The 23286-nt window shown below is 60.9% G+C and carries 22 protein-coding genes; 10 read left to right on the forward strand and 12 right to left on the reverse strand.

The annotated features are described in order from the left end of the window. Nucleotides 1-78: 78 nt before the first annotated feature. From fis to gcbA, 10 genes are all read right to left on the reverse strand, one after another. Nucleotides 79-399, reverse strand: a complete 321-nt coding sequence (gene fis, locus FFH90_RS04130) for a DNA-binding transcriptional regulator Fis (RefSeq protein WP_007907419.1) — start codon at nt 397-399, stop codon at nt 79-81. Then, nucleotides 396-1406 (reverse strand): tRNA dihydrouridine synthase DusB, encoded by a 1011-nt coding sequence (gene dusB / locus FFH90_RS04135; protein ID WP_018928425.1) that lies wholly within the window; start codon nt 1404-1406, stop codon nt 396-398. The genes fis and dusB overlap by 4 nt, the downstream gene beginning before the upstream one ends. A gap of 185 nt (nt 1407-1591) precedes the next feature. Then, nucleotides 1592-2830, reverse strand: coding sequence for a DUF3426 domain-containing protein (locus tag FFH90_RS04140; RefSeq protein ID WP_138866715.1), 1239 nt, complete (start codon nt 2828-2830; stop codon nt 1592-1594). 30 nt (nt 2831-2860) lie between these two features. Then, on the reverse strand, nt 2861-3739 hold the full coding sequence (gene prmA, locus FFH90_RS04145) for a 50S ribosomal protein L11 methyltransferase (RefSeq protein WP_019582270.1): 879 nt from the start codon (nt 3737-3739) through the stop codon (nt 2861-2863). Between the two features lie 325 nt (nt 3740-4064). Beyond that, complete coding sequence (accC, locus tag FFH90_RS04155; RefSeq protein ID WP_138866716.1) at nt 4065-5423, reverse strand: acetyl-CoA carboxylase biotin carboxylase subunit; 1359 nt, start codon at nt 5421-5423, stop codon at nt 4065-4067. A 17-nt stretch (nt 5424-5440) separates the two neighbouring features. Beyond that, nucleotides 5441-5905: an acetyl-CoA carboxylase biotin carboxyl carrier protein gene (gene accB, locus FFH90_RS04160; protein WP_111455267.1), complete on the reverse strand. Its 465-nt coding sequence runs from the start codon at nt 5903-5905 to the stop codon at nt 5441-5443. 48 nt (nt 5906-5953) lie between these two features. After that, entirely contained in the window at nt 5954-6406 is a 453-nt protein-coding gene (gene aroQ / locus FFH90_RS04165; RefSeq protein WP_007937215.1) for a type II 3-dehydroquinate dehydratase, read from the reverse strand. 132 nt (nt 6407-6538) lie between these two features. Next, nucleotides 6539-8281 carry a protein-disulfide reductase DsbD gene (locus FFH90_RS04170; RefSeq protein ID WP_018928420.1) on the reverse strand — a complete coding sequence of 581 codons (1743 nt, stop codon included), beginning with the start codon at nt 8279-8281 and terminating at the stop codon, nt 6539-6541. Nucleotides 8282-8379: 98 nt separating this feature from the next. Next, nucleotides 8380-10326: a methyl-accepting chemotaxis protein gene (locus FFH90_RS04175; RefSeq protein WP_138866717.1), complete on the reverse strand. Its 1947-nt coding sequence runs from the start codon at nt 10324-10326 to the stop codon at nt 8380-8382. A 51-nt stretch (nt 10327-10377) separates the two neighbouring features. Further along, nucleotides 10378-12048 carry a diguanylate cyclase GcbA gene (gcbA, locus tag FFH90_RS04180; RefSeq protein WP_138866718.1) on the reverse strand — a complete coding sequence of 557 codons (1671 nt, stop codon included), beginning with the start codon at nt 12046-12048 and terminating at the stop codon, nt 10378-10380. A gap of 290 nt (nt 12049-12338) precedes the next feature. On the opposite strand from gcbA, the gene FFH90_RS04185 reads away from it, so the two are divergent. From FFH90_RS04185 to FFH90_RS04210, 6 genes are all read left to right on the forward strand, one after another. Next, nucleotides 12339-13406 carry a DUF2333 family protein gene (locus FFH90_RS04185; RefSeq protein WP_064616066.1) on the forward strand — a complete coding sequence of 356 codons (1068 nt, stop codon included), beginning with the start codon at nt 12339-12341 and terminating at the stop codon, nt 13404-13406. 3 nt (nt 13407-13409) lie between these two features. Then, the gene (locus FFH90_RS04190; RefSeq protein WP_018928416.1) at nt 13410-13967 is read left to right on the forward strand and encodes an NUDIX hydrolase; all 558 of its coding nucleotides are present in this window, start codon (nt 13410-13412) and stop codon (nt 13965-13967) included. Nucleotides 13968-14142: 175 nt separating this feature from the next. Next, nucleotides 14143-14514 carry a translation initiation factor Sui1 gene (locus tag FFH90_RS04195; protein WP_007914613.1) on the forward strand — a complete coding sequence of 124 codons (372 nt, stop codon included), beginning with the start codon at nt 14143-14145 and terminating at the stop codon, nt 14512-14514. A gap of 220 nt (nt 14515-14734) precedes the next feature. Next, a complete protein-coding gene (gene speA / locus FFH90_RS04200; protein ID WP_018928415.1) occupies nt 14735-16648 on the forward strand; it encodes an arginine decarboxylase in 1914 nt (637 codons plus the stop codon). 233 nt (nt 16649-16881) lie between these two features. Further along, nucleotides 16882-18204 carry a contractile injection system protein, VgrG/Pvc8 family gene (locus FFH90_RS04205; protein WP_064616068.1) on the forward strand — a complete coding sequence of 441 codons (1323 nt, stop codon included), beginning with the start codon at nt 16882-16884 and terminating at the stop codon, nt 18202-18204. Beyond that, on the forward strand, nt 18201-18998 hold the full coding sequence (locus FFH90_RS04210; RefSeq protein ID WP_138866719.1) for a DUF4123 domain-containing protein: 798 nt from the start codon (nt 18201-18203) through the stop codon (nt 18996-18998). Before FFH90_RS04205 ends, FFH90_RS04210 begins: the two co-directional genes overlap by 4 nt. Nucleotides 18999-19021: 23 nt before the next feature. On the opposite strand, the gene FFH90_RS04215 is transcribed toward FFH90_RS04210, so the two are convergent. Both FFH90_RS04215 and FFH90_RS04220 read right to left on the reverse strand, forming a co-directional pair. Continuing rightward, nucleotides 19022-20362 (reverse strand): MATE family efflux transporter, encoded by a 1341-nt coding sequence (locus FFH90_RS04215; RefSeq protein WP_138866720.1) that lies wholly within the window; start codon nt 20360-20362, stop codon nt 19022-19024. Between the two features lie 85 nt (nt 20363-20447). Continuing rightward, nucleotides 20448-20741: a hypothetical protein gene (locus tag FFH90_RS04220; protein ID WP_018928411.1), complete on the reverse strand. Its 294-nt coding sequence runs from the start codon at nt 20739-20741 to the stop codon at nt 20448-20450. A gap of 191 nt (nt 20742-20932) precedes the next feature. On the opposite strand from FFH90_RS04220, the gene FFH90_RS04225 reads away from it, so the two are divergent. The 4 genes from FFH90_RS04225 to FFH90_RS04240 are packed head-to-tail and all read left to right on the forward strand — an operon-like array spanning nt 20933 to nt 23237. Further along, a complete protein-coding gene (locus FFH90_RS04225; protein WP_007937232.1) occupies nt 20933-21235 on the forward strand; it encodes a MazG-like family protein in 303 nt (100 codons plus the stop codon). Next, the gene (locus tag FFH90_RS04230; protein WP_018928410.1) at nt 21235-21984 is read left to right on the forward strand and encodes a methyltransferase domain-containing protein; all 750 of its coding nucleotides are present in this window, start codon (nt 21235-21237) and stop codon (nt 21982-21984) included. The genes FFH90_RS04225 and FFH90_RS04230 overlap by 1 nt, the downstream gene beginning before the upstream one ends. 12 nt (nt 21985-21996) lie before the next feature. Then, nucleotides 21997-22626, forward strand: a complete 630-nt coding sequence (locus FFH90_RS04235) for a DUF4136 domain-containing protein (RefSeq protein WP_138866721.1) — start codon at nt 21997-21999, stop codon at nt 22624-22626. A gap of 53 nt (nt 22627-22679) precedes the next feature. Further along, nucleotides 22680-23237, forward strand: coding sequence for a DUF4136 domain-containing protein (locus FFH90_RS04240; RefSeq protein ID WP_018928408.1), 558 nt, complete (start codon nt 22680-22682; stop codon nt 23235-23237). The last annotated feature ends 49 nt before the right edge of the window (nt 23238-23286 follow it).

Raw genomic sequence — 23286 nt, forward strand, 5'->3', positions numbered from 1 at the left:
AATTTCCATCAAAAGCAAAGGAGTCAGCAAAAAAGGCGACCGGTTTTACGTGGGCGCCTTTCTGGTTTGATTGAATGCTTACAGCAAATCGTACTGCTTGAGTTTCTTGCGCAGGGTGCCCCGGTTCAGTCCGAGCAGCTCACTGGCCTTGGTCTGGTTGCCCTTGACGTAGTTCATCACGCATTCGAGCAGGGGGGCCTCGACTTCGGAGAGCACCAGGTTGTACACATCCGTGACGGCAGCGCCCTCAAGGTGGGCGAAATAATTGTGCAGCGCCTTCTCGACACTCCCGCGAAGGGTCTGACCTTCTTCGCTCGGGGTATTGAGGTGCTGTTTCAAATTCACGTTGTCGCTCACGGGTGTTGTTCCACTCACTAAAGTCTCGGTCATCATCGTCATGCGGCCACCCCTTCTCCGTCCCCTGTCAGGCTCTTGTAACGTTCGGCGAAGAAGCCTCGAACGTAGGCGCATTGTGCTTCCGTATCTTCCAAACGATTGAAGTGGGCGCGAAACTCCCTGGCGCCCGGCAAGGTTGCGAGATACCAGCCCACATGCTTGCGAGCTATGCGCACGCCCATGACGTCGCCATAGAAGGCATGCAGCGCGGCCAGATGCTCAAGCAGAATACATTCCACCTCGATCAGTTCCGGTGCCGGGAGTTTTTCGCCGGTACGCAGATAATGGTCGATTTCACGAAAAATCCATGGCTGCCCCTGGGCAGCCCGGCCCACCAACAGGCCATCGGCACCGGTCGCGTCGAGCACGTACCGGGCTTTCTCGGGCGAATCGATATCGCCATTGGCGAAGACCGGAATCGACACCGCCTGCTTGATCGCGGCAATGGTGTCGTACTCAGCTTCCCCGGTGTACAGGTCGGCACGCGTGCGGCCATGTACGGCCAACGCCGTGATGCCTGCCTGTTCGGCGATCTTCGCCACCGTCAGACCGTTCTTGTTCGCCCGGTCCCAGCCGGTGCGGATCTTCAGGGTGACCGGCACATCGACCGCAGCCACCACGGCCTGCAGGATCTCGGTCACCAATGCTTCATCTTTCAACAGTGCGGAACCGGCGGCCTTGTTGCAGACCTTCTTCGCCGGACAGCCCATGTTGATGTCAATAATCTGTGCACCCAGCTCGACGTTGGCTCGGGCCGCATCCGCCAGCATCTGCGCATCTCCGCCGGCGATCTGTACCGAGCGGGGCTCGGGATCGCCTTCGTGGATCATGCGCATCCGCGATTTGCGGGTGTTCCACAAGCTCATGTCGCTGGTGACCATTTCCGAGACTACAAGTCCTGCGCCCAATCGTTTGCACAGCTGACGAAAGGGCTGGTCGGTGACGCCCGCCATGGGGGCGAGGATCAAGCCGTTGTGCAATGTATATGGACCGATGCGTACCGCCGACATAGGACTTCCCTGTTGTGGGGCCGGATCATGAGAGTTCGAAAAAGGGTTGGCATGATACCCGCTCTCGATGACTGGATAAAGGCTGAATTGAACAAAATCTGAACAACTAATTCGTTATCGCCAGCGGTTTGGTTTGAACGGTCAAAGTCAGGAAACCGCCGTCAAGCCTGCAACGCTTGAGTGTTTTACTCGGGCGAATGGAAGCTCAGGCTGTAGTTCACCGCTTTGGGGCCTGGGTCGAGAATGTCCAGCGCGATGTGGATCGGCGTTTGCGGCGGCATTTCGGCCAGGCCTTCGAGATCGCCGTTGAGGTACTCGCCGGGCTTGAAGCGACGACTGGCGATCAGGTGGCCGTTGAGGTCGGCAAAGCGCAGCTCCAGCAGCGGGAACGGCTGGGAGAAGGGCGCACGGTTATAAATGATGGCATCGACCACCAGCGCCCCGTTGAAGTCCGGGTGGCTGCGGACCACCAGATTGCTGCTTTTGACTTTCGCGATGTCGACCTTGGACGGCACTGTGCAACCGATGTGCGGGCAGAGTTGCTGGAACCACGGACGATACTGGTCCTGGCGCGCCAGTTCGTCGAAGTGGTAGGCGACGTACTGGCCAACGAGGCCGGCGGCGCCGAGCAGGATCAGCAGCAGCCAGAAAAAGCGCCGACCCCAGGGGGAGCGGCGTTTTTGCCAATCCAGTTGCAGCGGGTCGTCGGTCAGGTCCTGCAGCACTTCAGCGCGCATGGCCGGTTCGCTGCGTTCGCGTCGCTTGCGCAGGGGCTCGACGGAGGGCAGGTCATCGTCGATCTCGTCGTCATCGGTTTTCGCCGACAGGCTGCCAAAAGGGATCGGGGCGTCGAGCGGGTCGTGCAGGCGCAGCTGCTGTATCTCGGGCTCATCGTCCAGCGGCACGGGCTCCATGGACAGCGAAGGCTCGGTGCGCGAGTGTTTGCCTGGCTCGATCGTCGGTTCGACCATCGGTGATGGCGTCTGCACGTCGGCGGCTTGCGCACGATCGGCGGCCGACTCACTGAAGAGGCTGTCGGGCCAAGGGGCTTCGTCGTGTTCGGTGCTGTCGCGACGAGCACTGAGGCTGTCTTCGCGGGGGTGACCGAACTCCGTCGTCGGCTGGATTTCCCGCTGTTCGAGCCGGGCGAGCTCTTCGTCCAGGTCCAGGCTGTCCAGGTCCATCTCGGCCGCGGTCCATTGCTTTTGGCTGATGGCCCGCTGCACGGGCGGTTCTACGGGCGCCGATGCAGCCGGTTTTACCGCTTCCTTGCCGGCCCGTTGCTCAAGCAACTGCCTGGCGGCGTTGAACACCTGCAAGCACGAGCCGCAACGAACCACCCCACGGGCCACGCTCAACTGAGCGTGGCTGACGCGGAAGCTGGTTTGGCAATGCGGGCATTGGGTGACGAAGCTATCGGTCATGCGGCAATCCGGTTTATGCAGGCGCTCATTCTAGCGCCGACGGCCAGTGATGCGTACCCAGCCGTCGCGATTGGCGATCGGATCCAGATCGAAGTCCCGGGCATAGGCAGCGGCAACCTCTTCGCCCTGTTCGGCGAGGATGCCCGACAGTGCCAGGCGACCGCCGGGCTTGACCAGGCTGGACAGTTGCGGCGCCAGGGAAACCAGCGGGCCGGCGAGGATATTGGCGACCAGTACGTCGGCTTGAACCTGCGGCAAATCTTCCGGCAGATAGAGCGGGAACAGCTCGTCGGCAATGTTGTTGCGTCCGGCGTTGTCGCGGGAGGCCTCCAGGGCTTGCACATCGATATCGGTGCCGACGGCTTGTTTGGCGCCCAGCAACAGGGCGGCAATCGCCAGAATCCCCGAGCCGCAGCCGAAATCCAGCACGTTGCAGTCTTTCAGGTCCTGGCCATCGAGCCATTCCAGGCACAGCGCGGTGGTCGGGTGAGTGCCGGTGCCGAACGCCAGGCCCGGGTCCAGCAGCAGGTTCACCGCGTCAGGCTCAGGGGCGGCGTGCCAGCTCGGGACAATCCACAGGCGCTGGCCGAAGCGCATCGGCTGGAAGCCATCCATCCAGCTGCGTTCCCAGTCCTGGTCTTCGATCACTTCGCTGTGATGCTCGGGCAGCGGGCTGCCGGTCAGCAACTCCAGGTGGGCCAGCACGCTGGCGGCGTCAGTGCCGCCTTCGAACAAGGCCAGCAGGTGTGTGTGCGACCACAGCGGGGTGGTGTTGAGTTCCGGCTCGAAGATCGGCTGATCTTCGGCGTCCATGAAGGTCACCGATACGGCGCCCACTTCAAGGAAAGCGTCTTCGTAGGTTTCGGCTTGTTCTGGGCTGATGGCGAGACGGACTTGCAGCCAAGGCATGGCGGGCACCTTTGAAAAATATAGATTGCAGCCTAGCGGGCTGCGAGAAGCGCGCAAGTTTACGCGAGCGCGCGGCAGAAGACGACCGGGTTGCCATCCAATAGCGGAGACGTCGGTCTCTGTGGCGAGGGAGCTTGCTCCCGCTGGAGCGCGAAGCGGTCCCAAAATGGCAGATACGGCTCTGTCTGACACAACTCGGATGAATGGTCTTGCGGCTGCTGCGCAACCGAGCGGGAGCAAGCTCCCTCGCCACAAGGTTTCCGGGCGGCATCTCCAGAAACAACAAAGCCGCCCGAAGGCGGCCTTGTCATGTTCCGGCTGAAGCTTAGTGCTTCTCGCCAGCCAGCTTGTGCTCGAGGTAGTGAATGTTCACCCCCCCTTTGCAGAAGCCTTCGTCACGGGTCAGATCACGGTGCAGCGGGATGTTGGTCTTGATCCCGTCGACAACGATCTCGTCCAGCGCATTACGCATGCGCGCCATGGCTTCGTCACGGGTTGCGCCGTAGGTGATCAGCTTGCCGATCAACGAGTCGTAGTTCGGCGGAACGGCATAGCCACTGTACAGGTGCGAATCGACGCGAACGCCGTTGCCGCCTGGTGCGTGGAAATGCTTGACCGTGCCTGGGCTCGGCATGAACGTTTTCGGGTCTTCGGCGTTGATCCGGCATTCCAGCGCGTGACCGCGGATGACCACGTCATCCTGGGTGAACGACAGCTTGTTGCCGGCGGCGATGCTGAGCATCTCCTTGACGATGTCGATGCCGGTGACCATTTCCGATACCGGGTGCTCTACCTGGACACGAGTGTTCATCTCGATGAAGTAGAAGCGGCCGTTCTCGTACAGGAACTCGAAAGTGCCGGCGCCACGGTAGCTGATGTCGATGCAAGCCTTGACGCAACGGGCGAGGACTTCCTCGCGCGCGTTCTCGTCGATACCCGGTGCCGGCGCTTCTTCGAGAACCTTCTGGTGACGACGTTGCAGCGAGCAGTCGCGGTCGCCCAGATGGATGGCGTGGCCCTGACCGTCGGAAAGCACCTGAACTTCCACGTGACGTGGGTTGGTCAGGAATTTTTCCAGATAGACCATCGGGTTGCCGAACGCTGCGCCCGCTTCGGAGCGGGTCAGTTTCGCCGAGGAGATCAGGTCTTCTTCTTTGTGCACCACGCGCATGCCACGACCACCACCGCCGCCAGCGGCTTTGATGATCACCGGATAACCGACTTCGCGACCAATGCGCAGAGCGGTTTCTTCGTCTTCAGGCAGTGGGCCGTCGGAGCCCGGAACGGTTGGAACGCCAGCGGCGATCATGGCGTGCTTGGCCGATACCTTGTCGCCCATCAGGCGGATGGTATCGGCTTTCGGGCCAATGAACGCGAAACCGGAGTTCTCGACCTGTTCGGCAAAGTCGGCGTTTTCCGCAAGGAAGCCGTAGCCTGGGTGAATGGCGGTAGCGCCGGTCACTTCAGCAGCGGCGATGATGGCCGGAATGTGCAGGTAGGAGTGAGCGGCGGAGGCCGGACCGATGCAGACGGATTCGTCTGCCAGGCCCAGGTGCATCAGCTCTTTGTCGGCCTTGGAGTAAACGGCGACGGTCTTGATGCCCATTTCCTTGCAGGCACGCAGAATCCGCAGGGCGATCTCACCGCGGTTGGCGATCAGAACTTTTTCCAACTTCGCAGTCATCAAAGGCTCTCCGCGATTCAAACGATGGTGAACAGCGGTTGGTCGAACTCAACCGGCTGGCCGTCTTCGACGAGGATGGATTCGATCACACCGCTGTGGTCAGCCTCAATGTGGTTCATCATCTTCATGGCTTCGACGATGCACAGGGTGTCGCCTTTCTTCACGGTCTGGCCAACTTCAACGAAGGATGGCGAGGACGGCGAAGATTTGCGATAGAACGTGCCGACCATCGGCGAACGGGCAACATTGCCGTTCAGCGTTGGAGCCGCTGGAGCCGCAGGCGCAGCGGCAGCAACCGGAGCGGCGGCAGCAACTGGAGCCGGTGCCGGCGCATGCATCGGAGCCGGTGCGTAGTACTGCTGAGCCGGCGTCTTGCTGTGACGGCTGATGCGTACGGACTCTTCGCCTTCCTTGATCTCAAGCTCGTCGATGCCGGACTCTTCCAGCAATTCGATCAATTTCTTAACTTTACGGATATCCATGAATCATCAACTCCCAAGGGTCGGTCAGGGGCGTTTAACGCTTGTTGTTCAAGCCGTTGCCTGTCTTTCAAGCTGCTCTAGTGCGGCCTCCAGGGCCAGTCGATAACCGCTGGCGCCAAGGCCGCAGATCACTCCCACCGCTACATCGGAGAAGTAAGAGTGATGGCGGAAAGGTTCGCGTTTATGCACGTTAGACAAATGCACTTCGATGAATGGGATGCTCACCGCCAGCAGCGCGTCACGTAACGCGACACTTGTATGCGTAAAAGCTGCTGGATTGATCAGAATGAAGTCCACACCTTCGCCGCGAGCAGCGTGGATGCGGTCAATCAATTCGTACTCGGCGTTGCTTTGCAGGTAAAGCAAATGGTGGCCGGCATTGCGCGCCCGCTGTTCCAGGTCCTGGTTGATTTGTGCCAGGGTGGTTGCACCATAGACCCCCGGTTCCCGGGTGCCGAGCAGGTTCAGGTTAGGGCCGTGCAAAACCAATAGGGTCGCCATCTGCTGCTCCTTTGTGATCCGTGTGCAATTGTCAGAACCAGGCGACTATGCCGCAAAGACTTTGTGACTGTCCAGTTCTATGCAATAGGCAGCACGATGGCCGATGTTTGCGCGAAATATGTGACCGGGTGATTAAATCCGGTCATTTGCTTTCGCAACACGTTCGGCGAAGTCCGTGGCGTTTATCTCGCCGATCACTCGCACATCGGTGCGTTCGACGCCGTCCCTGCCGAAAAACATCAGCGCCGGAGGGCCGAACAGCTTGTAGCGGTCGAGCAGGGCGCGCTGTTCGGTGTTGCTGGCGGTGATGTCGAAACGGATCAGTCGATAGCCTTTGAGACGTTCGACGACGTTGGCATCGTTGAGCACTTCGTGTTCGATGACTTTGCAACTGATGCACCAGTCGGCGTACCAGTCGAGCAGCAGCGGCGTGCCGGAGGATTTGGCTTCGGCGAGGACGCGATCCAGTTCGGCTGGAGTGCTGATGGTTTGCCAGGTGCTGGCGATTGGCGCTTGCTGCTCGTTGCTGGCGACGAGGCGCGGCTGGCCAATGGGGTTGAATGGATCGGACTGACCGCTGAACGCGCCGTACCAACAGGCCAGTGCATAAAACAGCAGAAACATCCCCAGCAATTGCCCCAGGCGTTTTCTCGGCGGCTTATAGACAAACTCCAGCGCGCCCATGAACAAACCGACGCCACCGGCGAGCAAGCCGATCAACAGTAAAGTGATCTGGCCTGGCAATACTCGGCTGAGCAAACCGATCGCCAGCCCCAGCAAGAGCACACCAATCGCGTTTTTCACGTAGATCAGCCACGGCCCGCTTTTCGGCAACCAGGCCGCGCCGCCAGTCGCCACCAGCAACAGCGGAGCGCCCATGCCCAGGCCAAGCATGAACAGTTTCAATCCGCCGCCCAAGGCATCGCCGCTGGCGCTGATGTACAGCAGCGCACCGGCCAGGGGAGCCGAGACGCAGGGCGAAACCAGCAGGCTCGACACCACGCCCAGCACCGCCGCGCCCCACAGTGAGCCACCTTCGGTGCGCCCGGCGATCCGGTCCAGGCGGCTGCTGATGGCGTAGGGAAGTTTCAGTTCGAACACCCCGAACATCGCCAAGGCAAACACTGCGAAAAACATCGCGAACGGCACCAGCACCCAGGCCGATTGCAAGCGCGCCTGAAGATTAAGCTGTGCGCCGAACATGCCCATCAATGCACCCAACAGGGCGAAGCAGATGGCCATCGGCAGCACATAAGCCAGCGACAGGTTGAAGCCACGTAAACCGCCGATCTGCCCGCGCAGGACTACCCCGGAGAGGATCGGCAGCATCGGCAGCACACAGGGGGTGAAGGTCAGGCCGAGGCCTGCGAGGAAGAACAGCGCCAGTTCGCGCCAGCCCCAGGCTGTGGTCGTGGCACCGCTGCCATCAATACTCAGGCGCTCGGTCTCGGGCGGGTAGCACAGGCCTTTGTCGGCGCAGCCCTGATAGGTCACGGCCAGTGTAAAGGCGCGGGAATCGGTGCGTGGCAGCTCTACATCGAGAATGCCGTGGTAAACCTCGACATCGCCGAAGTATTCATCGTGCTTTTGTTCGCCCTTGGGCAGTTGAGCCGCACCGAGGCCAACGTCGGCCGGATCTGCGCGAAACTGGAAGCGATGGCGGTAGAGGTAGTAACCCTCGGTGGCGACGAAACGCAGCTTGATCGATTGCGGCGTACTTTCTACCAGGCTCAACTGAAAGGCTTCGCGCACCGGCAGGAAGTCGGCGCTGTTGTTGATCGAACCCAGGGTGGAACTGGGGCGACTGTCCAGCAACCCGGCGGCGGAGGCCGGGAGGGCGAGCACTAAAAACAGCAGGCAGAGCAAACGGCGCATGACAATCTCGCGTATTGGAGGTGCGGGCATGATAGCGGACGATGGGCTGGTGTGCAGAATGGGGAATGGGTGGTGAACATGCCCGCGATGGCGATTTATCAGACGCGGAAGGCTTGAACGGCGGTATGCAACCGTCCGCCCAGCACCAGCAAATTCTCTCCTTGCTCCCGCCCCTCGCCGATGCGCAGCAAGTTATCCCCACCCAATTGATGAATCCGCTCACTGTGATCGCGGATTTCGCTGACAGCGCCGCTCTGCTGGGCAGTGACATCGGCGATGCGCACGGCGGTGTCGGAAATGGTCTGGATCGCTCCGACGATTTTATCCAGCGCACCGTCGGCGGCCTGGGCCTGGTTGGCCGTGGCTTCGGCGTGTTCGACCTGGGCGCGCATGCCTTCGACCGATTGTCGCGCGGCGGTTTGCAGGCCGGCGATCAGTGTCTGAATCTCGGCGGTGGCACCGGCGGTGCGCTGCGCCAGTGAACGAACCTCTTCGGCCACCACCGCAAATCCCCGGCCCATCTCCCCGGCGCGGGCCGCCTCGATGGCGGCATTCAGCGCCAGCAGGTTGGTCTGATCGGCAATCGAGCGAATCACCGTCAGCACGCCGCCGATAGTCGCCGACTCTTCGGCCAGATGTTCGATCATCTGCGCGTTGCCTTGCACTTCACCCACCAGCGCATGCAGCCCGGTGAGGCTCAGGCCGATGACCTTCTGACCATGCTCCACCGCCAGCCCTGCATGACGACTGGCGTCCGCGGCCTGGCTGGCATCACCGGCGACTTGTTGAATCGTTGCTTCGAGTTCACCGAGAGAGTCGCGGATCAGCGCGGTGTCGCCGGCCTGATGCTCGGCGCCGCTGTGCAGGTCATTGCTCAATTCGGCCAGCGTCCGGCTGCTGCCGGCGACTTGCTCGGCATTGAGGCGAATGGTCCCCACCAGGTCGACCAGATAGGCACGCAAGCGATTGAGCGAAGCTTGAATGTCATGCAGTTCGCGGTTGGTCGCACCCAGTTGAATGTCGCGACTGAAGTCGCCCTCGGCCCAGATCGAAAGGGCTGGCGCCAGATTGGTCAGGGTTCGGGCCAGGCGTCGCTGTAAGGTATCGATGAGCAAGGCGATCAGCAGAATCAGCCCGATCATCACGCCCTGCATCAGCCGCACTTCGCCCTGGATTTGCCCGTGCTGGGCGCGCACTACCGGTTCCAGCCCGGCGATGGCCTGCTGCACGGCGGTGATTTTCAAGTGAGTCGCGGCGCCGAGGTCGGCGCGTTTCTGGATCTGTCCGCGCGTGCGTGCCAGTTCAGTCGGGTAGCGGGTGAGCAGGCTGTTGAGTTCACGCTTGAGGCTGACGCCGGCGTCTTCGGCGACGGCTTTCTCGGTGTTCTCCAGGCCCATCATGGCGGAGAAGTCATCGGTGTTCGATTCACTGCTGGCAGTCACCCCCAGCAGCGGCAAGCTGTTCAATTGTTCAGCCTGAACGCGGATGCTGGCGACTTCGCGCTCGACATCGGCGGCCAGTTCACTGCGCCCGCTGCTGACCAGTTTGTCCCGGGCCAAAGACAACTTGCCCAGATGCTGGGAAGCTGCGAGCAAAGGCGTCAGGTACGCCGCGTTGCCGTTGGCGTACTGGCTGAGCTGATCGAGGCTGGCACCGAGCTCGCGTTCAGCTTGCAACAGCAGGGCTTGTGGATCGCCGGCAAGTTTGCCGGCGGCCAGCAGGTCCGTCTTGCTGAACTCCTCCAGATTCGACAGGCTGGGGTGCAAGGTATCGGCCAGGGGCGGAGGTAATTCGCCGAGCTCCTTTTGCAGGCTGTCGATGGCCTGGCTGGCGCTGCTCAGACGCAGGGCATCGCCGCTGGCCAGGTAATCCTCGACGTTGCGCGCCACTTCATTTTGAAACTGCTGGGACAGGCCCAGGTAACGCTCCATCAACAGATAGGGGCGTTCCAGGGCTTTTTGCGACCACCAGAGGGTTGCGCCGAGGGCCACGCACACGGCGACCAGAAGGAGGGTATTGAGATTGGTCAACAGCTTCAGGCGCATTGCGGACTACCAACGGCAGAATGGTAAGTGCCTGAAGTTATTGCGTTTCTGTTACAGCGTTATGACCGAATCGGTCGATTCCGATGAAAAAGTGGCACTTTGCTTTGACTCCCGCGCGGCTTGCACGCGGTTGCGTCCGGCGTCCTTGGCGCGGTACAGCGCCTCGTCTGCCTGTGTGGCCATCATCAGGCTGTCGGAGCCTTCGTGCAGTTCGACGACGCCGGCACTGAAGGTGCACCAGAGGTCCTGGGGCTGCGCGGGGTAGTGAATTTCGGCAAAGCGCTGACGGATTTCATCGAGCACCTTGTAGGCCGATTCAATATCGGTGTCCGGCATGACGATGGCGAACTCTTCACCGCCGTAACGGCCGATAAAGTCGCTCTTGCGCAACCGTTGCTTGAGGAACAGCGCCAGGCTCTTGATCACCCGGTCGCCCATGGGATGGCCGTGGCTGTCGTTGACCCGTTTGAAGTGGTCGATGTCGAGCATCGCAAAGCTCAGCGGCTTGTTTTCGCGACGGGCACGGAATGAACAGTCTTCGAGCAGCTGCAGAATATGGGTGTGGTTGTACAAACCGGTCAGGCTGTCGCGCACCATCCGCGCTTTCAGATTGCGCGCCCGCGCCGCGCGGTTGCGCACGGTGGTGATCAGGTGTCGCGGCTTGATCGGTTTGGTCAGGAAGTCGTCGCCGCCCTCACTCATGGCGTCGAGCTGCTTGTCCAGATCGTCTTCGGCCGACAGATAAATGATCGGCACGCTGACATAGCGGTCGTTATGGCGGATTACCTTGGCCAGTTCCGTACCGGTGCAGGCCGGCATGTACATGTCGAGGATGATCAGGTCCGGCTGGAAATCCGCCAGCTCGGCCATGGCCTGGATCGGTTCGATCAAGGTCCGCGTGACGATCCCGGCGCTGTTGAGCAGGCGTTCGGTGTGCAAGGCCTGTGCGCGGGAGTCGTCGATGATCAGCACTTTATAAGGTTCGTACTGGGCGACGCAGGTCAGCACTTCGATCTTTTCCAGCAGGCTCGAGGCTTCGAGGGTGCCGGTGAGAAACTCCTGGCCGCCGGCGCGCACGGCGGCGAGGCGGGTCGGGGTGTCGGTTTCGTGCAGGCTGAAAAACAACAGCGGCAAGGGCTGCTCCAAGCCTTGCTGGGCTTCGGCCGCCAGTTTCAGGCCGATGCCGGCGCCGCTGAAGTCGACGTCCATGACAATCGCCGCCGGTAAGCGCTCGACCATCGAGGCGCGGAACGCGGCAATACTGCCCAGGGATTGGGCGCTGAGCCCGAAGAATTCAAGTTGCTTGGCCAGCCGTTCGGCCCGGTCGTGATCCTGCAGCATCACGTAGATCGGCTTGCGCAGCGGTGGCAGAAAGGTGTGTTCGAGCTGATCGCCATGGCGCAGGCCGGTGCGGGACAAGCGCTGCATCAGGCGGTTGAGGTCAGTGATCAATCCGCTGCTCAGGCGTCCGCGATTGGCGTCGACGGCCTCCAGCGACTGGCCGATATGACGGGCCAGCAGGGTGTGTTCCGGTTGTTCGAAACGTTCGGCAAAGCGCAGCAGGCGCAGATTGGCCTCGCTCAGCTCCGACAGGTCGGTGATGGACCATTCATTGCGTTGCAGACGTTGCCATATCTCAAGAATCTGACGTGCCTGATGAATTACCCGCTGGGCAAAGTGGTGCTTGAGGCGCTCACGGCTGGGGTCTTCTGGCTCGGTCATATCCTGACTACTAGTTAGGGTGCATGCTGAGATCGACTGGTGGCTCTATGCTAGCACCTCTTTTCGATGGCATGAGTGTCCTATGTCAATAATCTGCAAAGCGACATCATTCAGTTCCCGACCGACTGGTCGCATAGGCTCAACGCTGTGCTTCATTTATAGTGATGGCTTCGATTGCAGTCATTGTATGGCTCGCTGTGTCCCGCAGGATTTAATGCGCGGCAAATAAGGCACGATGGCGTAGGGTTGTAGTCGAACCGATGAACTCAAGTGATTGAAAGGATATCGCCATGCTGGACTGGAAGAACCGCACGGGCAGCGCGCCTGAGCGTGCCGCTGAACCGAAATCGGCCACCCGCAGTTATTTTGGTGGCCTGTTGTTCAGCCGGGCGCTGGCCACTCTGATTTGCCTTTACTTGTTGGTGGCTATCGCGCTGGGCTGGTACTGGAGCCAGGAACCCGCGCTGTTCCCGGTTCAGCAGAATGCCCAGATGGCAGCTGAGAAAGAAGGTAAGCAGATGGTGGTCGGGTACACCACGGTGGAAACCCTCAAGACCGTCGCCGGTACCTTGCTGACCAAACCGGGTGGCTATATTTCCAACGACCGTTTCCCGCCGGGCCTGTGGATGGACAACATGCCGAGCTGGGAATATGGCGTGCTGGTCCAGGTCCGCGACCTGAGCCGTGCGCTGCGTAAAGACTTCGCCCGTTCCCAGTCGCAGTCCGCCGAAGACGCCGATTTGGCCAAGGCCGAGCCGCGCTTCAACTTCGACAACAAGAGCTGGGTGTTGCCATCCAGTGAGTCCGAGTATCAGGAAGGCATCAACTCCCTGAGCCGCTATCAGGCACGCCTGTCGGGGCCTGACCAGAAGAGCGCGCTGTTCTACGCCCGCGCCGACAACCTGAACAACTGGCTGGGTGATGTAGGGACCCGTCTGGGCTCGCTGTCGCAACGGCTGTCGGCCAGCGTTGGCCGGGTCAAGCTCAACACTGCGCTGAAAACCGAAATCCCGGCGCTCGGCCAGGTGCCGCAGGTTGACGAAGAAGTCGTTGAAACCCCGTGGATGCAGATCGATAACGTGTTCTACGAAGCCCGTGGTCAGGCCTGGGCATTGTCCCATCTGCTGCGCGCCATCGAAGTCGACTTCGCCGATGTGCTGGCGAAGAAGAACGCTACGGTCAGCGTGCGCCAGATCATCCGTGAGCTGGAGGCTTCGCAAGAGCCGGTCTGGAGCCCGATGATCCTCAACGGCAGCGGCTTCGGTGTGCTGGCCAACCACTCGCTGGTCATGGCCAATTACATCTCCCGGGCCAACGCCGCGGTGATCGACTTGCGTCAACTGCTCAATCAGGGCTGAGTCATGGTAGATAGCGCTAAAGAGGCCGCCCACCGCGCGGCCTCCGATGCCGAACAGATCGCCTGGGTCGACGAGCGGGACAACCTGCTCGGCGCCCTGGTGCGCTCCGACCTGCGTGAGCGTGGGCTGATCGGGCGCGGCACCTACATCATGCTGTTCAATTCTGCCGGTGAGCTGTGCGTTCACCGGCGCACCCTGAGCAAGGCGATTTATCCCGGTTATTGGGACGTGGCGGCCGGCGGCATGGTGCTGGCCACCGAGACCTACGCCGAATCGGCGGCCCGTGAGCTGGAAGAAGAGCTGGGGGTGAGCGGTGTGGAACTGACCGCCCACGATCACTTTTTCTTCGAGGACACCGGCAACCGGCTCTGGTGTTCGGCGTTTTCGGCGGTGTGGGACGGCCCATTGATCCTGCAGCCGGAAGAGGTGCTGGAAGCGCGCTTTATCCCGATTGATCAGGTCCTGCTGGAAATCCAGCAAAAGCCGTACTGCCCGGACTCTTTGGCAGCCCTGAAGCGCTATCTTCGCGCCCAAGGGGATGACGTCGCAAAAGAGCTGTAAATTGGCGCCGATTGGCTCTTAGCAAGTCGGCTTTTTGCCGTTACACTGCGCGACCTTTTCAAGCTGAACCGGCAGTGCCCGGCTCAGTAGCGCTGCCCCTGCCTGAGTGGGGCTTCGCGGTCGATAACCTTGCCCAAGGTTGCGATCAGTCTTTGTCCTCCCAAGAGGATTGCCGGTGGCCAAAAAAGCCGCATCCTTCGCCGCCCTTGGTGGCCTGGTATTTTCCACCGACGCAGGTCGTCATTGCCCGGAATGCAGTAAACCGGTGGATGCCTGCATCTGCAAACAAACCGTTATCCCGGCCGGCGACGGCATCGCTCGCGTGCGACGCGAAAGCAAGGGCCGTGGCGGCAAGACGGTGACGACCATCACCGGCGTGCCGCTGGCCGAAGACGCGCTCAAGGAACTGGCCACCACGTTGAAGAAACGTTGTGGGACCGGTGGGGCGTTGAAAGACGGGATCATCGAAATCCAGGGCGATCATGTCGAGCTACTCTTGGCTGAGCTGATCAAACACGGTTTCAAAGCGAAGAAGTCCGGCGGCTAGCAGCCTCTGTGAAAACCACCCGCGGCTTGATCCAGTCCTGATTTCATTCTGGTCTGGCGTCGTCTCCATGGTTTTCACAGAGCCTGTTCATGACCGGTTTCTAAACTCACTGCGGTCAGCGAGGTCTACCCCCTCGTTGACGAAACGTCATTTTCATTCTTTAGACTGCGCCGGCCTGAACTCAAGGCGACGCTCTATGACTTCTTTATAGGGGACTTCGATGTCCGTAAGACGCACACGCAAAGACGATGGCAGCCAATGGACAGTTGCGGACAGCCGCAGTGTTTACGGGATTCGCCATTGGGGGGCCGGGTATTTCGCGATCAATGACGCCGGTCGCGTCGAAGTTCGTCCGAACGGCCCGACCAGTTCGCCTATCGACCTGTTCGAGCAAGTCGACCAACTGCGCAAAAGCGGTTTGTCCTTGCCGCTGCTGGTGCGTTTCCCAGACATCCTGCAAGACCGCGTGCGTCAGCTGACCGGTGCGTTCGACGCCAACATCGAGCGCCTGGAATACCAGAGCAAGTACACCGCGCTGTACCCGATCAAGGTCAACCAGCAGGAAGCGGTGATCGAAAACATCATCGCCACCCAGAACGTATCGATCGGCCTGGAAGCCGGCTCCAAGCCTGAGCTGCTGGCGGTACTGGCGCTGGCGCCGAAGGGCGGCACCATTGTCTGCAACGGTTACAAGGACCGTGAGTTCATCCGTCTGGCGCTGATGGGCCAGAAGCTGGGCCACAACGTGTTCATCGTTATCGAGAAAGAATCCGAAGTCGGTCTGGTGATCGAAGAAGCGGCGTCGCTCAAGGTCAAGCCTCAGGTCGGCCTGCGTGTGCGTCTGTCGTCCCTGGCGTCGAGCAAGTGGGCAGACACCGGCGGCGAAAAATCCAAGTTCGGCCTGTCGGCGGCGCAACTGCTGTCGGTGGTCGAGCGTTTCCGTGCCGCTGGCCTGGACCAGGGCATTCGCCTGCTGCACTTCCACATGGGTTCGCAGATCGCCAACCTGGCGGACTACCAGCACGGCTTCAAGGAAGCGATTCGTTACTACGGCGAACTGCGCAACCTTGGCCTGCCGGTCGATCACATCGACGTCGGCGGCGGTTTGGGCGTGGACTACGACGGTACTCACTCGCGTAACGCCAGTTCGATCAACTACGACATGGACGATTACGCCGGTGTCGTGGTCGGGATGCTCAAGGAATTCTGCGACGCGCAGAGCCTGCCGCACCCGAACATCTTCTCTGAAAGCGGCCGCTCCCTGACCGCCCACCACGCGATGCTGGTGGTGCAGGTGACCGACGTCGAGAAACACAACGACGACGTGCCGAAGATCGACAACAAGGAAGAACTGCCGGAAACCGTGCAGTGGCTGGTTGACCTGCTCGGCCCGACCGACATCGAAATGGTCACCGAGACTTACTGGCGCGCCACGCACTACATGAGCGACGTGGCCACCCAATACGCCGATGGCAAGCTGACCCTGGCGCAAAAAGCCCTGGCCGAGCAATGCTACTTCGCCGTTTGCCGCCGCCTGCACAACTCGTTGAAGGCCCGTCAGCGTTCCCACCGTCAGGTGCTCGACGAACTCAATGACAAGCTGGCCGACAAGTACATCTGCAACTTCTCGGTCTTCCAGAGCCTGCCGGACACCTGGGCCATCGGCCAGGTCCTGCCGATCCTGCCGCTGCACCGCCTCGACGAAGAGCCACTGCGCCGTGCCGTGCTGCAAGACCTGACCTGCGACTCCGACGGCAAGATCAAGCAGTACGTCGACGAGCAGAGCATCGAGACCAGCCTGCCGGTGCACGGTCTGAACGAGGGTGAAGACTACCTGCTGGGGATCTTCCTGGTCGGTGCCTACCAGGAAATTCTTGGCGACATGCACAACCTGTTCGGTGACACCGACTCGGTGAACATCTATCAGAATGCTGACGGCAGCGTGTACCACGCTGGTATCGAAACCCACGACACCATCGAAGACATGCTGCGTTACGTGCACTTGTCGCCGGAAGAGCTGATGACTCACTACCGCGACAAGTGCGCCAGTGCCCGCATCAGCGCCAGCGAGCGCACCCAGTTCCTTGATGCCTTGCGTCTGGGCCTGACCCGTTCGTCTTACCTGTCTTCTTGAGGTAAGGCACCGCGCCCATCAGGTTGTCTGAAATTTCTCCGTAGGTTGCGGAAATTTCAGATGACCTGGTGCGGGGCTTCTCTTTTGTCACGTGAAATAGCCCACATACCGAGCAATCCAAGCGATGTGGTCTTCTTTTCACGTAGGTCATTTCCTAAGTTGTACTTCGGCACTCTACTCGGCCATGTCTCTCAGCGAGAATCCCCGGCCGCCCCTCCTGTAGAGAATCGCCGATGTTCGATTCAGTCAACGAGCCGTCATTTCGTCTGGATATAGCGGGTCTTGCCGACCCCTTTGAGGTCTTGACCTTTACCGGTAGTGAAGCGATCAGCGAGCCTTTTGCGTTCGACGTGGATCTACTGAACGATGACCCGACACTGGACCTTGCAAGCCTGCTGTACCGCTCGGCCTTTTTACACTTCGGGCCGCAGGGGGAGGGTATTCACGGACAGTTGCTTGGCCTCGTTCAACCCGGCCATGGCAATGAGCCCAGGCTTTGTCGTGTGCGTCTGGGCCCCAGGCTTGCTTGCCTGGCCCAGCGCTTCAATCAGCGAATTTTCAGCGATCGCTCGGTGCCGGACATTCTCGCCCAGGTTCTCAAGGAGCACGGCATTGCCGGCAAGGATCGTCGTTTCGACCTGAACGGCGATTACCCGTCCCGTGATTTCTGCACGCAGTACCGGGAGTCGGACCTGCAGTTTTTCCAGCGTCTATGCGCCCAGGAGCGGCTTCATTACTACTTCGAGCACCGTACGCGCGGGCATTGTCTGGTCTTGGGCGACGGTCCGGGGCAGTTTCGCCGTGGCGAAGAGAGGGTCTTCGAGGATGTGAGCGAGCGACCGGGAGTGCATCAGTTCAAGCTTCATGGCTGCGGGCAGATTGCCGAGGGGCAGACGAACCTGCCAACGCTGCGCAGCGGTCAACTGATGCCGTTGTCCGGTCATCCGTATGCGGACTGGAATCGTCTCTGGCGAGTGACCCATGTCGAGCATCAGGGAGGACAACAGCCAGATTTTTTGTATCGCAACCAGCTGCGCGTCGTTGCGCAGGAGGTGCCTTTCATCGCGGCTCATCCCGTTGTGAAACCCAGGATGCACAGCCTGCAAAGGGGATGGGTAGTCGACGTCGGTGAATCTCGCCCCGATCCCGGCAGATCGGTCGCCGTGCAGTTTGACTGGCTATATCAGGGCGAAGGCGCAGCCCCCAGCCACTGTTGGTTGCCGTTGTCTGGCGAGCTGGAAAGCGCGGGTGTCATGCCCTTGAGTGAGGGCACGCAAGTGCTGGTGAGCTTTATCGAAGGTGATCCTGATCAACCCTTGATCAGCGGATTTCTTCCCGGAGCACCGTCCAGCGCAGAGCCGGGCATGGTCGAGCTGCTATCCGCCTCGACCACTGAAGCCAGCCGCGCGGTTGATGGTTTATTGGGCTTGCTGCAATCCAGCGAACCCTTGGTACTCCTGTGTTTGCTGCCAGGTGGGGGCAGTTTCAGTCATTGCGCGCAATCCTTATGCACTTGCCGGGCAGCGACGCAGCTTGGCCAGAGCGGTGCGGCATGATTGCCGTTCAGGCGCCCGACTCGACCCCGCAATGGCTGTTGCTCGATGTGCCGGGCGTGCCTCAGGCCGGTGCGATGTTGCGGCAACAGTTTGCTCATGTCCGATGGTTCTGGCTGTTCGAAGGCACCGAGTTTCATCCGTTGCGTGAGCACGGGCCAGTGTTGGTCGACCTTTGCGAATGCCCGGCACTCGCCGAGCTGTACTCAAGTGAGCCGCATACATGGGGCGGGTTGCTGCTGGTCAGTGAAGCCTCTTCATCACAACTGCTGGAGCATTTGCGCCGCATGCTCACCGTCACCTTCAGCCTGCATCACCGGGCCTTGTTGAGTTACTACAACCCTCAAACGGCGAGTTACTTTTTCGATGCCTGCGATGCGCAGGAGCTGAGTCGCTGGCTCGGTCCGATCGATCAGTTACGCTGGTTCGGCGGCACTTGGGCCGATCGGGCCATTGGCTGTCTGGGCTGGCAACAGTTGTTCAATCCACGGCTTGCCGTCAGGCCGCTGGCCATCGAAGAAAACCTCAGCTCGCGTCAGCGAGACAGCTTGCAGACCTGCCTGCTGGAGCAGCATGCCTGGCGCTGGAGCCGATCCACCGGCACCGACTACAACAGCTTGTGGGCTCACCTGCAGGAAGGGCTGGCGCTGGGTTTCAGTGAGCGCCCGGTGCTCGATGGCTGGTTATGGCTGCGCTTGCAGCACCCTGACGCCGTGCCAGGGCAGTCGTTATCGGGAACCACCCAGCAGGAGCGTCTCGATAGCCTGCGCAACCTGTGGCAGAACGATCAACCCTGAGCGGGTTGAAGGTATGTCGCTCGTCATCCTTTTAACCAGCCGTCGTTCTTGCGCAAGTACCAGGCGAATGTGCCAAGGGTCAGGCTGCGCAGCACCATGAACAGCAGGAAGGTTATCCACAGTCCATGGTTGCCCAAGCCTTGCAGTATCCAGGCGAAGGGCAGTAGCAGGATCACGGTCAACAGCATGCCGTTGCGCATTTCCCGGGCGCGGGTGGCGCCGATGAACAGGCCGTCGAGCAGATAACTCCAGACCGCAATCAGCGGCAGCGCGGCGAGGTACGGCAGGTAGATGAAGGCGGTGTCGCGCACGCTCTGGATGTTGGTCTGCATCTGGATGAACAGGTGCCCGGCGTACAGAAACAGCAAGGCGAACCCCAGGCTTGCCAGCAGCGACCAACCGCACGCCACCACCAGTGAGCGGCGCAGGGCATCACGGTCGCGAGCGCCGATGGCGTGTCCGCACAGGGCTTCCACGGCGTGGGCCAGACCGTCCAGCGCATGGGCGGTCAGCAGCAGGCCGTTGAGCAGCAGCGCATTGGCGGCTACCGTGGCATCTCCCAGTCGTGCACCCTGCACGGTGATCAGGAAGAACACCGACTGCAACGCCAGGCTGCGGATGAAAATATCGCGGTTGACCGCCAACAATGGGCGCCAGCTCTGCCACAACGCCAATGCGGCCCAGGCGATATGGCCGGGATAGGCGCGCAGGGCTTTGCGGGTCATGAACAGGCCTATCAATGCGCCGGTCCACTCGGCGATCACCGAGGCCCGTGCCGCGCCGACCACTCCCCACTCCAGGCCAAGCACAAACCACAGGTTGAGTGCGATGTTGACCAGGTTGGTGCTCAGCAGAATCGCCAGCGGAGCCCGGGCATTCTGGGTGCCGAGAAACCAGCCGACCAGCGCATAACTGGCCAGCGCCGCCGGCAGCCCGAACAGCCGTGTGTGGAAAAACTCGCGGGTCAGTTGATCCAGCTCCGCCGACGGTTGCATGAAGTGCAACGCGACCCCGCTCAACGGCACGCCCAACGCTCCCAACAGAATGGCCAGGCCCATGGCCAACAACAGACCTTGCAGCAAAATCTGCCGCAACGCAGCGCCATCCTCACGCCCGGCCGCCTGGGCGGCAAATCCGGTGGAGCCCATGCGCAGAAAGCCCATGGCCCAGGCAAGAAAGGTATACAGACTGGCGCCCACCGCGACGGCGCCGAGCTGATGAGCATAGGGCAGGTGACCGATGACGGTACTGTCGACCAGCGCCACCAGTGGTACGGAAATGTTCGAGAGAATCATCGGGGCGGCGAGCGCCCAGACACGACGATGGGTCGGACGGTCGCGCCAGTCGGCAATCAGGTTGGACATGCAGGCTCCTTGGGGGCGCCTGCATTGTAGCGACGAACTCGGAATCTGCATCGATCCGTTGTGGAAGCGAGCCTGTGTGGCTGCCTTAGTGAATGATCCAGCTCAGTAACCACAACCCCAGCAGCAACCAGATAATCCCCATGATGATCGACGCGTTCATGAAGGCGCGGATCGCCGACCACAGCAGCATCAGCCCGAGGATCAAGGTGATGATGCTGATGATCGAGGTTTCCATGCCCAATGCCTGGGCCAGCCCTTCGACAAAATTGCTGCCGGCGTTGCTCAACAGGTTGAACAGGCCACTGAGGGTGTCGATGATAAAACGGATGACCGAACCGATTGCCTGGCCGAGCCATTCGAAAAAGCTGTCTACCTGCATGTGTACGTCCTGATGGAGTGGTGGCATGGTTGCCGGATCCGAGCCTTGGGCTATTGATCGTGCTCCCGGGTTCCCGTGGAAGCTGCCGAAGGCTGCGATTTTTTTGAGTATGGCGCAAGTACGCAGGCACAACGCTGCCACTTGCCTTCACCCGTCATCCCCCTGAAGCTATACGCCTTCAGGAGAGCCCGATGAACCTTGTTGAACTGACCGAACGCCTGCACGCCATTCGTGACCGCAATGACTGGCGGCAATTTCACAGCCCGAAAAACCTGGCCATGGCCGCGAGCGTGGAAATGTCCGAGCTGGTGGAAATCTTCCAGTGGCTGACCGAAGACCAGTCGCGCCAGTTGCCGGCGGACAAACTGGCCCATGCCGGGCAGGAAATCGGCGACATCGTGCTGTATTTACTGCTGCTGTGCAGCGAGTTGGGACTGGACATGAATGAAGTGGTACGTAACAAGCTCGCGGACAGCGAACGGCGGTTCAGCTGATGAGCGACCGTCATTTCGATCAGTTGGCGACCCGCTTCGCTGAAAAAATCTACGGTGGCGCCAAAGGGGCGATCCGCCTCGCGGTGCTGCAGGCCGACCTGGCCGAAACCCTGCCGGACCGCCCGTTGCGCGTACTGGACATCGGTGCCGGCCTGGGCCACATGTCGTTGTGGCTGGCCCAGCGCGGTCACCAGGTGACCCTGGCCGAACCCGCCGAGCCGATGCTTGAAGGCGCTCGCCAGCGTTTTGCCGAAGCCGGGCAGACCGCGACATTCATTCAGGCGCCGTGGCAGGAGTTGCTTGGTCAGCTCACCGAACCCTACGACCTGGTGCTGTGCCACGCCGTGCTGGAATGGCTGGCCGAACCCCATGCGATTTTGCCGGTGTTGCATCAACTGACGAAGCCGGACGGCTGGTTGTCCCTGGCGTTCTATAACCGCGATGCGCTGATCTACCGCAACCTGCTCAAGGGCCATTTCCGCAAGATGCGCAAGAACGACATGGCCGGCGAGAAGCAGAGCCTGACGCCACAACAGCCGCTAGATCCACGGGATCTGGCAGCGCAACTTGAGGGGCTGTGGCGGGTCGAAACCCAGAGTGGAGTGCGGGTTTTTCATGACTACATGCCGGTGGAATTCCAGGCCCGCGCCGAACTGCTCGACTTGCTCGAAATGGAACTGGCTCACCGCCGTCACCCAAGCTTCGCCGGGCTTGGGCGCTACTTGCACTGGATCTGTCGGCCGATCTGACCGGAGTGCGCAATGAATAGTCGTTCAGGTTTACTGGTGATCTGTCTCGGGTTGGCGGCCTGTCAGGGCAGCAACCCTTACATCGCGACGTCCAATCCCTTGCCACCGGCACCGCCCCAGGCCGCCGGCACTTTCGACCGCAGCGCCTACCCGGCGGCGCCACGGGATTACGGTCGCTACCGCAGCTGGGCCTGGCTCAACGGGCGCCTGCCTGCGGGCACGGCCTGGGCCGATTCGGAGCAGGTGGCCGAAGTCGTCAGCAATGCCCTTGACCAGCGCGGCTTGCGCCCACTGCACGACAACCGCCCGGCGGACCTGTTGGTCAGCGCCGACCTGCATCTGGAAACCCGCTTGCGTCAGGTGCAGGACGGCTCTGGTTACGGTGGCGGCTATGGCGGCGGGTATTACGGCGGTGGTTACAACCGCTACGGCACGGGTTACGGCATGTACAACAGCGTGCCGGTCGTCCGTACTTATCAGGTACAGGTTGTGGTGGTACGGGTCGATCTATTCGATGCGAGCACCGGACAACCGGTGTGGAGTGTCAGTGCCGAAACCAGCAGTCAGGGCAACCAGAGCGAACGTGCCGATGCCCTGCGCGAAGCTGTCGAAAAGGCCATGTCGGCGTATCCTCCTAGTTAGCTTCCTGTTCAGGAAGCCTCCCGCAGGTGCATGTCTTCAATCGGAGAAAAATCATGTTCCGCCGTCTCGTTTTACTGGCCATCGCCGCGCTGCTCACTGCCTGCGCCGCCAACGAGGTCAATCATGACTTCGATGCCAGCCGCGACTTTGCCGCCTATCGCAGTTGGAGCTGGAAAGAGCCCGCCGTGCAATACCGTCCCGACGACCCAAGGATCAAGAGTGACCTGACCGAGCAACGCATCCGCCAGGCCGTTGCCGATCAACTGGATCAGCGTGGCTTGCGTCCGGCCGCCGCCGGCGCCAAGGCAGACCTTAAGGTGCAGACCTACCTGATCGTTGAAGATCGCCAGCAACAAGTGACCACCTCCTATGGTGGCGGTTATGGTGGCCCATGGAACGGTTATTGGGGCGGGCCGATGTACAACGAAACCCGCAACGTCAGCTACAAGGTGGCGACCATCCAGATCGACCTGCTCGATGGCAAGGACGGCAAACTGGTGTGGCGTGGCAGCGACGAGCAAACCCTCAGCCGCACACCGAAGCCAGAGGACCGCAGCAGTACGATACGCCAGACGGTCGGGCGCATATTGGCTAACTATCCACCGCGCTAAATGGCTTAACCCTCTAACACTACAGCCCCTGTAGGAGCGAGGCTTGCCC

The organism is Pseudomonas sp. ATCC 43928 (assembly GCF_005938665.2).
Taxonomy (GTDB): Bacteria; Pseudomonadota; Gammaproteobacteria; order Pseudomonadales; family Pseudomonadaceae; genus Aquipseudomonas.